The 12,076-nt window shown below is 45.1% G+C and carries 13 protein-coding genes; 4 read left to right on the top strand and 9 right to left on the bottom strand.

Annotated elements, in window-relative coordinates; genetic code table 11:
* Positions 1 to 84: 84 nt before the first annotated feature.
* Together R7P80_RS17145 and R7P80_RS17150 are read right to left on the bottom strand one after the other, a co-directional pair.
* The gene (locus tag R7P80_RS17145) at positions 85 to 1,056 is read right to left on the bottom strand and encodes a lytic transglycosylase domain-containing protein (protein ID WP_005388330.1); all 972 of its coding nucleotides are present in this window, start codon (positions 1,054 to 1,056) and stop codon (positions 85 to 87) included.
* Between the two features lie 48 nt (positions 1,057 to 1,104).
* Entirely contained in the window at positions 1,105 to 1,386 is a 282-nt protein-coding gene (locus tag R7P80_RS17150) for a YcgL domain-containing protein (protein ID WP_005382303.1), read from the bottom strand.
* A 197-nt stretch (positions 1,387 to 1,583) separates the two neighbouring features.
* Between R7P80_RS17150 and minC the strand changes: the two genes are divergently transcribed.
* Genes minC through minE form a run of 3 tightly spaced genes read left to right on the top strand, consistent with a single transcriptional unit; the run spans position 1,584 to position 3,342 of the window.
* The gene (gene minC / locus R7P80_RS17155) at positions 1,584 to 2,246 is read left to right on the top strand and encodes a septum site-determining protein MinC (protein WP_005382304.1); all 663 of its coding nucleotides are present in this window, start codon (positions 1,584 to 1,586) and stop codon (positions 2,244 to 2,246) included.
* Between the two features lie 17 nt (positions 2,247 to 2,263).
* Entirely contained in the window at positions 2,264 to 3,076 is an 813-nt protein-coding gene (gene minD, locus R7P80_RS17160) for a septum site-determining protein MinD (RefSeq protein WP_005388331.1), read from the top strand.
* Between the two features lie 2 nt (positions 3,077 to 3,078).
* Positions 3,079 to 3,342 (top strand): cell division topological specificity factor MinE, encoded by a 264-nt coding sequence (minE, locus tag R7P80_RS17165; protein ID WP_005388332.1) that lies wholly within the window; start codon positions 3,079 to 3,081, stop codon positions 3,340 to 3,342.
* A gap of 77 nt (positions 3,343 to 3,419) precedes the next feature.
* On the opposite strand, the gene rnd is transcribed toward minE, so the two are convergent.
* The 7 genes from rnd to R7P80_RS17200 form a co-directional block, all read right to left on the bottom strand.
* A complete protein-coding gene (gene rnd, locus R7P80_RS17170; RefSeq protein ID WP_031777213.1) occupies positions 3,420 to 4,538 on the bottom strand; it encodes a ribonuclease D in 1,119 nt (372 codons plus the stop codon).
* A gap of 79 nt (positions 4,539 to 4,617) precedes the next feature.
* Positions 4,618 to 6,309: a long-chain-fatty-acid--CoA ligase FadD gene (fadD, locus tag R7P80_RS17175; protein WP_005382216.1), complete on the bottom strand. Its 1,692-nt coding sequence runs from the start codon at positions 6,307 to 6,309 to the stop codon at positions 4,618 to 4,620.
* A gap of 106 nt (positions 6,310 to 6,415) precedes the next feature.
* Positions 6,416 to 7,270, bottom strand: a complete 855-nt coding sequence (locus tag R7P80_RS17180) for an alpha/beta fold hydrolase (protein WP_005382215.1) — start codon at positions 7,268 to 7,270, stop codon at positions 6,416 to 6,418.
* Between the two features lie 6 nt (positions 7,271 to 7,276).
* Positions 7,277 to 7,834 carry a Slp family lipoprotein gene (locus R7P80_RS17185; protein ID WP_005382214.1) on the bottom strand — a complete coding sequence of 186 codons (558 nt, stop codon included), beginning with the start codon at positions 7,832 to 7,834 and terminating at the stop codon, positions 7,277 to 7,279.
* 41 nt (positions 7,835 to 7,875) lie between these two features.
* On the bottom strand, positions 7,876 to 8,181 hold the full coding sequence (locus R7P80_RS17190) for a hypothetical protein (RefSeq protein WP_017819942.1): 306 nt from the start codon (positions 8,179 to 8,181) through the stop codon (positions 7,876 to 7,878).
* A 60-nt stretch (positions 8,182 to 8,241) separates the two neighbouring features.
* Positions 8,242 to 8,943 (bottom strand): tRNA (adenosine(37)-N6)-threonylcarbamoyltransferase complex dimerization subunit type 1 TsaB, encoded by a 702-nt coding sequence (gene tsaB, locus R7P80_RS17195; RefSeq protein WP_017819943.1) that lies wholly within the window; start codon positions 8,941 to 8,943, stop codon positions 8,242 to 8,244.
* A gap of 29 nt (positions 8,944 to 8,972) precedes the next feature.
* Positions 8,973 to 10,913 (bottom strand): ATP-dependent DNA helicase, encoded by a 1,941-nt coding sequence (locus R7P80_RS17200; protein WP_225491775.1) that lies wholly within the window; start codon positions 10,911 to 10,913, stop codon positions 8,973 to 8,975.
* A gap of 218 nt (positions 10,914 to 11,131) precedes the next feature.
* Here R7P80_RS17200 and purU point away from each other — a divergent pair, with 218 nt between their 5' ends.
* Positions 11,132 to 11,965 (top strand): formyltetrahydrofolate deformylase, encoded by an 834-nt coding sequence (gene purU / locus R7P80_RS17205; RefSeq protein ID WP_005382206.1) that lies wholly within the window; start codon positions 11,132 to 11,134, stop codon positions 11,963 to 11,965.
* Positions 11,966 to 12,076 lie beyond the last annotated feature (111 nt).

The following is a 12,076-nucleotide window of genomic DNA, read 5'->3' on the forward strand; positions in this document are numbered from 1 at the left end:
TACCTCGATTTGGTTATAGAAAAAACAAAGGGCTCCGAAGAGCCCTTGTATTGAAGACTGAGTGCCAAATTGTTTGATGGCAGATCAGTATTTAATGCGGTCAGCCAAGTGACTCACAGCAAGTGCGAAGTAGTAAGAGCGGTTCCACTTCATCAATACGTTGTAGTTATTGTAAACCAGATACGTACGACCATTCTCGTCGTCCGGCATGATCAACCATGCTTTGATGTCTTCATCCAGTTTTGGCAACGGGCTACCGTCATATTTTGTGATACCTAATTGGCTCCACTCTTGAAGGTATTTGCCTTTTTCAGCCGTGCGCCCTTCTAGGCTGCGATCAATATTTTTAGGAACCTTAACTTGGCGACCCCAAGTATATTTATCATCCCAACCAGACTTGCTCAAATAGTTAGCGGTTGATGCAAACACGTCCGCTTCAGATTGCCATATGTCTTTTTTACCATCACCGTTGCCGTCAGCAGCAAAACGAAGGAAAGAGCTTGGCATAAACTGGCATTGACCCATCGCACCAGCCCATGAGCCTTTAAAGTTCTCTAGCTCAATATGGCCTTGATCGAGGATCTGAAGTGCCGACATGGTCTCTTTCCGGAAAAACTCTTCACGACGGCCTTCAAATGCCATTGTGGATAGTGCATCAATCACTTTAAAGTTGCCGGTAAACTTACCAAAGTTACTTTCAACTCCCCAAAGTGCCACAATAAAGCGCGGGTGGACACCGTACTCATCGCCTATACGCTTTAGCTCAGTGTAATGCTCTTTGTAGAGTTGTCTGGCTTGCTTCACCTTCCATTCAGGCACTGCGCGAGGAATGTACTCATCCAATGTCAGTTTCTTTTCTGGTTGGTTTCGGTCCGCTTTTACTGCTCGGGGCTTGTACTCAACATTAGCAAAAGCAGCACTAATGACCTGCTCTGAGATACCTTTATCACGAGCTTCAGCACGCAGCTTATTCAAGTATTCATCAAAACCCTCGCTACTTGCAAAAGCCGAGGTACACATACCAACGCTAAGCATGGTAGCCAGTATCTTTTTCATATTGCCCTCCTTGAGCAAGGCAGAAATCCCAGATGAAAAACGATGACGTTATTCGCCTTTCTGCTGGGCTTTTTGTTCTTTGTACTTTTCTAATAGGTTCTCCGGCGGCGGTGGAACCTGAAGAAAGAAGCCATCATTTTGTAATGAAGCCTTCACTTTTTCGATATCAACTTGTGCCAATTTACGGCCATCAAGTTTAATCGTCATGACAGCGATAGGCTTACCGAACATCTGCATTAAGGTGTCAGGAACCTGTGAAAAATCATCCTTTTTCGGAATATAGAGATAAGTACCTTCTTTTTTCGAGCTTTTATAAATAGAACAAAGCATGACACGCCTTTTATGCTGATTTAGCCGCGTTGAGTGCGGATTAGGTTGAAAACGTCAAATTCTCGCAAACTTAATAGCAAATTTGAGATTAATTCACCTATTTGCCCACGAGAGAACTTGCTGCGTCAAAGGATGAAATATAACATGACATACCTAGTTTAAGGCAACGCTCTTTCAATAAAGGCAAGAAGTCCACGATGACCCATTCACCAGACCTTAAAGGTAGCAGTTTTACATTGTCAGTTTTACACCTTTCTGACAATGAGATCGCAAAGACTGTCGAATTTTTGCAAGAAAAAGTTTCTCAAGCACCTTCTTTTTTTGCATCCGCGCCTTTGGTAATCAATATAGCAAAAGTACAAGGCGACATTGATTTCCCTAAGCTTAAACAAGGCATCTCAGATGCTGGTTTTATTCCGGTCGGTGTAACGGGCTGTAAAGACAAGCGTGTACAAAACCTTGCTTCCGAAGCTGGCTTCGCCATTATGTCGGCGAGCAAATCACCAAGCCAAGCACCTGCCAAAATGGCACCAACGAAAGTAGTTCGTACGCCTGTCCGCTCAGGACAACAGATCTACGCAAAAGATGGTGATTTGGTGGTGCTGGCGCACGTCAGTGCAGGTGCTGAAGTCATTGCTGACGGCTCTATTCATATCCATGGCACACTTCGAGGTCGTGCGATTGCAGGAGCAAGTGGTCAGCAGGAAGCGCGTATTATTTGCCACGATTTACAAGCAGAACTGGTATCCATTGCGGGTGACTACTGGTTAAGCGATCAAATTGAAAGCGAGTACTGGCAAAAGAAAGTAATGATCAGTAAAGCCGATGAATCATTACATTTAGAAGTTCTCGCGATTTAATCTAAAAAGGAAAAAAAATGGCACGCATTATTGTAGTAACGTCTGGTAAAGGTGGCGTTGGTAAAACCACTTCAAGCGCAGCCATCGCCTCTGGTCTAGCTCTTAAGGGAAAAAAGACCGCGGTGATCGATTTTGACATCGGTTTGCGTAACCTCGATCTAATCATGGGCTGTGAGCGCCGCGTCGTGTATGACTTTGTAAACGTCATTAACGGCGAAGCGACATTAAACCAAGCGCTGATCAAAGATAAGCGCACGGACAACCTATTTATTCTTCCTGCTTCTCAAACTCGTGATAAAGACGCACTGACAAAAGATGGTGTTCAGCGCGTATTCGGCGAACTTGATGAAATGGGCTTTGATTTCATTATTTGTGATTCACCAGCAGGTATCGAGCAAGGCGCGTTAATGGCCTTGTACTATGCCGATGAAGCCATTGTCACAACGAACCCAGAAGTCTCTTCTGTGCGTGACTCTGACCGCATTCTCGGTATTTTAGATTCTAAGTCACTGCGTGCAGAACAAGGGCTAGAGCCAGTAAAACAGCATCTGTTACTGACTCGCTACAACCCATCTCGCGTCACTCAAGGCGAAATGCTAAGCGTTGAAGACGTTGAGGAGATCTTACATATTCCACTACTGGGCGTGATTCCAGAAAGCCAAGCCGTGCTTAACGCGTCAAACAAAGGTGTGCCAGTCACTTTTGACGATAACACCGATGCGGGTATGGCTTATTCTGACACCGTTGATCGCTTATTAGGCAATCAGGTTGAATTTCGTTTCCTTACTGAGGAGAAGAAAGGACTCTTTAAACGACTCTTTGGAGGCTAGACATGTCATTATTAGAATTTTTCCGTCCACAGAAGAAAACTTCTGCGAATCTAGCTAAAGAGCGTTTGCAAATCATTGTCGCAGAGCGCCGCAGCCAAAATGATCCTGCGCCGTCTTACTTGCCTCAATTAAAAGAAGACATCTTGAAGGTGATCAGCAAGTACGTGGCAATTGATCCAAATATGGTTGACTTAACATTTGAGCACAAAGACGACGATATCTCAGTTCTTGAGCTAAATGTGAAGCTACCAGACGAAGAAAAGTAATCAGTTTCTCTCGCAAGACGAATACTCTAATTAGAACGAAAAAGGTTGGCATCGAGGCCAACCTTTTTCATCTTTCATTACTTTAATGCTTTGTTCATCTTGTCGCCGAGTAAATCCAAACGCCACCCTTGCATCAAATCAGGCAATACTTCTGGGTCACGATCTTTTTTCCAAACCCAACTGATCAACTGATTGATCTGCTTTTTAGAGGCAAGGAACTCCGTGGCTAAACCTGACTTCTGCGAAGCCGATTTCACCAAGTCTTTCATATTTTTGAAGACCTGCTTGTAACCCGGATAGTCCATTAAACGCTCAATTTTCGCAGGATACTCTTCAGAAGGTGTTTGCTTCGCTTGCTTAACAATCGCGGCAATCTTCGCGCCATGGCGGTTAATCGCTCGGATATCAATATCTTCTGCTTCCATCTTCTTAAAGTTCGTTAAACCAAGACGAGCGACCGTTAATAGATCACCTTCTTTGAAGATAAAGTTCAGCGCTAAATCTCGTTTGATTGCTTCACGATAACGCCACGTCGCCAATGGCTTTAAAATCGCTAGCTCAGAAGGTTTTAATTGCCAAGCGCCCTTAATATCAAGGTAGGCATTCTCTTCATTAGTTACGCGAATACGTTTCGAAACGAGTAAATCACTTTCTTGCTGTACAGCTTCCCACCAACCTGCTTGCGTCACCTTATCAAACAGCTTTTCGTATAACGGTAACAAGTAATGAACATCTGCGGCAGCATAATCTAATTGCTTTTGTGTCAGTGGACGAGCCATCCAGTCGGTACGTGATTCACTTTTGTCGAGCTCTACGCCTAAATATTCTTCCACCAGCGATGCGAAGCCTGTCGATAAGCCGTGACCGAGAAAAGCGGCCATCAGCTGCGTATCCACCATAGGGAATGGTGTACAACCAAAAGCGTTTTGGAAAACTTCTAAATCTTCACCACATGCGTGCAGCACTTTTAGCACAGAAGTATCTTTTAATAGCGCTACAAACGGCGTCATATCCGTTAATTCAGTCGGATCAATCAGCGAGAGGCGATTACCATCGAAAAGCTGAATCAGACCTAACTGCGGGTAGAAAGTGCGAATACGAACGAATTCGGTATCCAACATCACTACGTCTGCCTCTCGGGCATGAGTGCAAACCTCTTCTAGGTCTTTGTTTTTAGTAATAATTTGATAGTTCACATACTTCTCGCTATAAAAAATGCCAGCAAAACGCTGGCATTCTATCATTTTTTAAATCTCTCGACTCGACGAAATCGGCTTATGCGCTTTTCTTCGCAAGTTCAGCGTCATTCTCTTCGCGTAAAACACGACGCAAGATCTTACCGACATTGGTTTTAGGTAAGTCTTCGCGGAACTCAACCAACTTCGGAACTTTGTAGCCAGTTAAGTGTTCTCGACAATGCGCGATCACTTCGTCTTTGGTCAAGCTCGGATCGCGTTTCACGACATAAATCTTCACTAATTCACCAGACACTTCATGCGGCTGACCAATAGCAGCAACTTCAAGTACTTTGCCGTGAAGTGCTACAACGTCTTCGATTTCGTTCGGGTAAACATTAAAGCCTGATACTAAGATCATGTCTTTCTTACGGTCAACGATATGCAGGAAGCCTTCGTCATCGAACTTAACGATGTCGCCAGTTGATAGCCAGCCGTCTTCGTTAATCGTATCTTTCGTTGCTTCAGGTCGTTGCCAGTAACCTTGCATAACCTGAGGACCACGAACTTGAAGTTCGCCAGTTTCAGTATTCGCAAGAGCGTTACCTTCTTCGTCCACGATACGAACTTCTGTTGATGGTACCGGCAGACCAATAGAGCCATTGTATTCAACAAGATCATGCGGATATGCCGCCACCAACGGAGAACACTCTGTTAGACCGTAACCTTCGAGCAAATAGCAACCCGTGGTCTTTTGCCATCTTTCTGCCACTGAGCGCTGCACTGCCATGCCGCCGCCAACGGCTAAACGTAGATTACTGAAATCCAACTCGTGGAAATCTTCATTATTGACCAATGCATTAAATAAGGTATTCACGCCCGTAATCGCAGTAAACGGATGCTTTTGTAGCTCTTTCACGAACCCTGGAATATCTCTAGGGTTGGTAATAAGTAAGTTACGACCACCCATTTCAACAAACAGCAGACAGTTTACGGTAAGAGCAAATACGTGATACAGCGGTAATGCTGTCACGACTAATTCACGCCCCGGAGATAAAACCGGTCCGTACGCGCCTTTTGCCTGTAGAACGTTCGCAATCATGTTGCGGTGAGTCAGAATCGCGCCTTTCGCGACACCTGTCGTCCCCCCCGTATATTGCAGGAATGCAATGTCATCCCCAGACATAAACGGTTTAACGTATTGTAGACGACGACCTTTACGTAGAGCCTGACGCATTGAGATTGCACCAGGTAAATCGTACTTAGGCACCATGCCCTTAACGTACTTCACGACAAAATCGACAATCGTACCTTTCGCTCGTGGCAGCATTTGACCAAGACTGGTTAACACTACGTGTTTGACTGGTGTTTTATCGACGATTTGTTCTAGCGTATTCGCAAAGTTAGACACAATCACAATCGTCGTCGCACCTGAGTCATTCAATTGGTGTTCAAGTTCACGAGGAGTGTAAAGTGGGTTAACGTTTACGGCGATACAACCTGCACGCAAAATACCAAATAATGCTACTGGGTATTGCAGTAAGTTTGGCATCATCAGAGCAACGCGGTCACCCTTTTGCAGTTTTAACTCGTTTTGCAGATACGCTGCGAATGCGCGACTACGCTCTTCCAATTTACGGAAGGTCATAACCGAGCCCATGTTCATGAATGCTGGTTGGTCTGCATATTTTTGTACAGACTGTTCAAACATTTCTACCAAAGACTCATATTGCTCTGGATTAATGGTTTCAGGTACGTCACTTGGATAACGTGAAAGCCATGGTTTATCCACGATGTTACTCCTCGTTTATAACTGGCTAAAAAATAGCGTCCTTTTTATTTTGAAAGCTATTACAGCACAGCGAACGTGCTTGAGCACGCAACTCTCAAACACTTGTTTAAATTTTGTTAACTACACCAAGAATTCGCGTTGCGACCTCGAGTATTTGCTCTAAATGACAGTGATGACCACCCTTGACAGAAACCACTTGCGGTGGGTTCTCTCCCCAATCAGCTTGGTTAGATGGTAAATTCTGAAATCCTTGATCGCCTAATACAATCAAATGAGGACAACGTATTTGGCTGGTAATCGAGTTAGCATGCGCTTGCGCCATTCGGTAAAGCGACGCACATTTTAACTTGGCGTCATGCCGCCAATACCATTTATCTCCTCGCTGCTCTGTTCCACGCTCGACTATCGGTAGAAGTTGCTCAGCGGTTAATTGGTTGGCTTGCATGCGTAATTTTAACGCCAGATCGAAGGAGGCAATGGCTCGCTCTGGCTTGTTTTGCTGTCTTATTCGACTTAAAACGCCATCGCGAAGACGAGGCAAACTGTTAGTAGGATCCTCATGAAGAGGTCCTGCTCCCTCAATTTGCACAAGAGCTTCGACCTGCTCTGGAAACGCTGCACTATAGCAACTTGCGATTAAAGCACCAAGTGAATGCCCTACTAATATCAGTCTGTTTGGTGATAATTCGTCCAAAAACTGATACAAATCGGCAATATAGTCGTGAAAGGGGTAATAATTATCGTGAGATTTATGACTCGATAAACCGTGACCAAAATGATCGATGGCGAGGAGGTGTAAGTGAGGATTAAGTTGATTCAACTGCTCCATGAGCGCTTTAAAGCTGCCCGCATTATCTAACCACCCATGAAGAAAAACGACTGACAAGTCAGCCGTTTTCTCGTTCCCTATCTCAAGGGCTGCCATTTTGCCGGCAGGAAGCTCGAATTGACGCTCATGCATCGCAGATTATTTGACCTGTTTTATCACTTTACCGTCTTGCGGGAAATCATTACGCCACATGCGGCAGTTAATCGAGTAACATGGGTAAAAGTAGGTTGGCGAGTCATACATGCGTACACGTTCTTCAATTTTCCATAAACGGTACCCTTCCCCCTTAATTACTGGGAAGATGTAACCGTGCTCACCGATCTTTCCTTCTTCTTCCCCTGCTCCTTTGCCTACAACCGTCACCAAACGGCCTTCACTAAAGGCGACAGGCTCTAAATAGCCATCAAAATAGGCGACAAAACGCCCCGTAGGCTCTTCATCAATATCAGGTTTACCAGACTTACTGATAGGAAGGTTTACAATCTCTAGACGCGTTTTATCTTTAAAGTTATCCACTTTAGCGATGATTCCACCAAGGCGAACATCTTCACTCACTTGCCCCTGAGACTCAGCAAACGCTTTATAGTCTGTAACGACCAATTCTGTGCTTGCATTTAGCTCCTCTGGCAAAGAGCTACACGCAGACAAACCAACCGTAGCAAATAATGCGAGAAAAAACCGTCCAAAAACCTTCATAAACCACCTTTCAATATTAGTAACCCCAAGCTGGGGAGATCTCACACGTAAATATCGACACCAAGTAATTGAGCCAGTTCCTCTTTTTTAGCTCGATTCATGACATCCATGTACTGCTCCATTGCTTTACGTGCGCCCCCTTCAGGAAGGTCATATTGCACTTGAGCTCGGTGAATTTGGGACTCATCCACGTGTTTTATGGAGTGCGCCACGGCGTTAGCAACCTTTGAAGGCTGACCTACAGGCTGCTTTGTTTGTGATTTATTTACCTGCTTCTTTTGACTGGCTTTATGAGTGCGATTTGCACCGGGAATCAAAGAAGGAGGCAAGCCATTAATCGACGCCATAGCACTCCATAAAAATACAGGGCAAACGCCCTGCTTTTTGTCAGGTTAATGAAAAACGGACTATTCGCGACCAGGAAGTTTTTTCCATGTCACATTATCACGTAAATAAACAGGGCTCGAATCTTCGACCGGCACGGTATTACCCTTTTTAAATTCTTGTTCAGCAAGAATCACGATGTCTTGTGAATCAGGGTACAGAACGTCACTATGCGTCAAATTAAACGGTAGGTCTGCTAATACTTCTTGGTAAGCATCCCAACCAGTACCTGCTGTCGTCCACGTTTTGTCGTCTGCTTGTGCTTCTTCAACGAGACGTGCTGGTGGAATTACGCACTCTGCATCCATCTCTGCCCACTCACCGTTTGCTTGGCGAGTGTAACGTGCCCAGTAAACTTCACCCATACGTGCGTCAATAGCCACAGCGACATCGGTCACACCATGTAAGCGATAGCTACCTTGAGCCATTGCAGCCAGCGTTGAAACGCCGATCATAGGTAAGTCAGCACCGAACGCCAAACCTTGTGCGATACCAATACCGATACGAACGCCAGTAAAGCTACCTGGACCACGTCCAAACGCTAACGCATCCAGCTCTTGTAGAGTCAGGCCAGCTTCTTTGAGTACTTCATCAACCATTGGCAGTACTTTTTTGGTGTGATCGCGTGGTGCAACCGCGCTACGTGAAATCACTTGATCATTAGCCAACAACGCAACTGAACAGTTTTCAGTCGCTGTATCGATAGCAAGAATTTTTGCGCTCATTTAACTCTCTACAACTCTCATTTATTGGGTTATGCCTCAGCACTTGCGTCTGTGACAGATTGTTCTGCTTTCAGGAATGCTTTGATTCCATCTAAGTCTCGCGTCCTTGGGATAGGTGGTAGACTTCCGAGGAAAATACCACCATAGTCTCGCGTGACGAGGCGATTATCACAAATGATCAACGCACCGTGATCCTTCTGATCTCGAATTAATCGCCCGACTCCCTGCTTTAACGTAATCACTGCATCCGGGATTTGTACTTCAGCAAATGGTTCACCGCCACGTAATCGACAATCCTCGATACGGGCTTTGAGTAACGGATCGTCAGGGGCGGTAAACGGTAATTTGTCGATAATAACACAGCTCAGCGCATCACCTCTAACATCAATCCCTTCCCAGAAAGCGCCCGTCGCCACGAGTAAAGCGTTACCCAGTTCCATAAACTCCGCCAAGGTTTTCTGCTTACTCTTCTCCCCTTGCATTAACACAGGCAGCTCAAGTACTTCTCGGAACTTCTCACCTAGTTCACGCATCATGCTGTGCGAGGTACATAAAAAGAAGCAGCGACCATCATTTTCTTCAATCACCGGAGCAAGCATTCGGACTAACTTATCCGCTAAGCCGTTACTGTTTGGCTCTGGCAAATACCTTGGCACACAAAGGCGCGCTTGCTTTTGATAATCAAAGGGGGACGGCAGAGAAAATTGCTTTGTAGGCTTGAGGCCAAGGCGCTCAGTAAAGTGCTTGAAATCGCCCGATACGGCTAGGGTTGCTGACGTGAAAATCCAAGCGCCTTGTTTAATCTCTATTTGCTCATGGAACTTGTCCGCGACAGAAAGAGGCGTAATGTGCAGAGCGAAATGACGAGGCGAGGTATCGTACCAGTATGAGTAACCGGTAATATCGACATCACATACCCGGTCGATACGGCCTTTGATCAAATTTGCTCGTTCAAAGGCGGTATCCAGTAATTGACTGCGCCCTAAGGCTATTTTGAGTACATCAATCGCCAATTCGAGGCTGTCAGTTAAGCGCAATAATTCTCGCTTAATAGAACCTGATTGCAACGCCTCACGCCAGTTGCCACGAAAGCCTGGCTCACCCAATACAATCCGCATGTCCATTGCGCTTTGCATGAGTTTGTCGCCCACTTTTTGCAATTGACGCATATCTTTGGCTTCGGTGCGATAGGCTATTTCAATGTCTTTGGCAAGATCGTGAATTTGGCGGCTTGAAACTGACTGGCCGAAATATTCGCTCGCAATATCTGGCAACTGATGAGCTTCATCAAAAATAAACACATCGGCTTCTGGAATCAGTTCACCGAATCCTGTTTCTTTGATCGCTAAATCAGCAAGAAACAAGTGATGGTTCACTACAACAATGTCGGAATCCATGGCTCGCTTACGCGCTTTCAATACAAAGCAATCAGTGTAGCTCGGACATTCTTTACCTAAACAGTTATCATTGGTTGAGGTGATAGTCGGAATGATCATGCTGTCTTCTGGCAGATCATCACAATCACCAAGGTCACCTGTTTTGGTTTCTGATGACCAAGCACGCACTTTAACCAGTTGAGTTAATAACGTCGGGTCAGATTCATTAGTGTGGCTTTCGACCATTTGGCGGCTCAAACGATCCAAACACAGATAATTAGAACGCCCTTTTAATAACGCCACTTGGCCATAAAAACCAAGCGCATTGACCATGAGCGGTAAGTCACGATGGTACAACTGCTCTTGCAAGTTTTTCGAGCCTGTACTGATGATCACTTTTTTACCGCTTAACAGCGCAGGGACTAAGTAGGCGAAGGTCTTACCGGTTCCGGTTCCTGCCTCCACCACCAACTGGGTTTGATCTTTGATCGCACTGCTGACGGCTTCCGCCATATCGATTTGTGGCTGACGAGCTTGAAAGCCAGGAATGGCCTTACCTAACGCGCCATCAGAGGAAAAAGTTTTTGCGATCATGCTTGGTATTGAGTTTGAAAAATTATCGAGAGTATATCAGAGGAATAGGAGTGACATCAGCCCACAATCTGACCAGCTTGCGGCGACACGCGGATATTTTGTTGAAACCAACGTAAGAATAGATTATTTATGGTGAAACATGGCAGTACAGTTACACCCGCCAGGGAATAATAACAAATTCGTACGCTAAAATATTAATGCATGGAAGTACCTGATTTATGGAAAAGAAAACACTGTTGACCCACTGTTCTGACGCCCCGGGTCTCATCTCGAAAATTACTAATATCTGTTACAAGCACCAACTCAACATCGTTCACAATAACGAATTTGTTGATAATACCAGTGGCCACTTTTTCATGAGAACGGAGTTGGAGGGGTACTTCAACGATCAAACGTTTCTTGCCGACTTGGACCAAGCTCTCCCGCAAGGTGCTAAGCGTAAATTGGTTGGCTCTCGCCGTAAGCGCATCGTCATTCTCGTCACAAAAGAAGCGCATTGTTTAGGCGATATTCTGATGAAAACCTACGATGGAAGCCTAGATGTTGAGATCGCCGCTGTGGTGGGGAATTACGACAAACTGCAAACTCTCACTGAACGCTTCGACATTCCTTACCACCATGTGACCCATGAAAACCTTAGCCGTGAAGAACACGAGCAGAAGATGCTAGAAGTGATCGATCAATACGATGCTGACTTTTTGGTGCTAGCTAAATACATGCGCGTATTAACGCCGACGTTTGTTGAGAAATATCACCACAAAATCATTAATATTCATCACAGCTTCTTACCTGCTTTTATTGGCGCGAAGCCATATCAACAAGCTTACGATCGCGGTGTGAAAATCATCGGTGCAACAGCACACTTCGTGACTAATGATTTAGATGAAGGGCCGATCATCAAGCAAGACGTAATTCCTGTCGACCATACATTCAATGCCCAAGATATGGCGCAAGCGGGACGCGATGTAGAGAAGAACGTATTGAGTAAGGCTTTGAATAAAGTGATCAATGACCACGTCTTTGTTTATGGGAATAAGACAGTGATCCTGTAATCCCTCCGTACTAGTTACAACGATAGTGAAACCCGTCCAACTTGGCGGGTTTCATCTTTTCAGAAGATCCCCCCTCCAATTCTAACCATCAAAGTTAAACCGATACGTTAT

Origin of the sequence: Vibrio sp. 2092 (assembly GCF_033339635.1) — a bacterium.
Lineage (GTDB): Bacteria > Pseudomonadota > Gammaproteobacteria > Enterobacterales > Vibrionaceae > Vibrio > Vibrio alginolyticus.

Coding starts and splice junctions, on each gene's coding strand:
- purU (WP_005382206.1), top strand. CDS start 11,132: ATGGAAAAGAAAACACTGTTGACCCACTGTTCTGACGCCCCGGGTCTC.
- minD (WP_005388331.1), top strand. CDS start 2,264: ATGGCACGCATTATTGTAGTAACGTCTGGTAAAGGTGGCGTTGGTAAA.
- tsaB (WP_017819943.1), bottom strand. CDS start 8,943: ATGAGCGCAAAAATTCTTGCTATCGATACAGCGACTGAAAACTGTTCA.
- R7P80_RS17145 (WP_005388330.1), bottom strand. CDS start 1,056: ATGAAAAAGATACTGGCTACCATGCTTAGCGTTGGTATGTGTACCTCG.
- R7P80_RS17185 (WP_005382214.1), bottom strand. CDS start 7,834: ATGAAGGTTTTTGGACGGTTTTTTCTCGCATTATTTGCTACGGTTGGT.
- minC (WP_005382304.1), top strand. CDS start 1,584: ATGACCCATTCACCAGACCTTAAAGGTAGCAGTTTTACATTGTCAGTT.
- R7P80_RS17200 (WP_225491775.1), bottom strand. CDS start 10,913: ATGATCGCAAAAACTTTTTCCTCTGATGGCGCGTTAGGTAAGGCCATT.
- R7P80_RS17180 (WP_005382215.1), bottom strand. CDS start 7,270: ATGCATGAGCGTCAATTCGAGCTTCCTGCCGGCAAAATGGCAGCCCTT.
- minE (WP_005388332.1), top strand. CDS start 3,079: ATGTCATTATTAGAATTTTTCCGTCCACAGAAGAAAACTTCTGCGAAT.
- R7P80_RS17190 (WP_017819942.1), bottom strand. CDS start 8,181: ATGGCGTCGATTAATGGCTTGCCTCCTTCTTTGATTCCCGGTGCAAAT.
- R7P80_RS17150 (WP_005382303.1), bottom strand. CDS start 1,386: ATGCTTTGTTCTATTTATAAAAGCTCGAAAAAAGAAGGTACTTATCTC.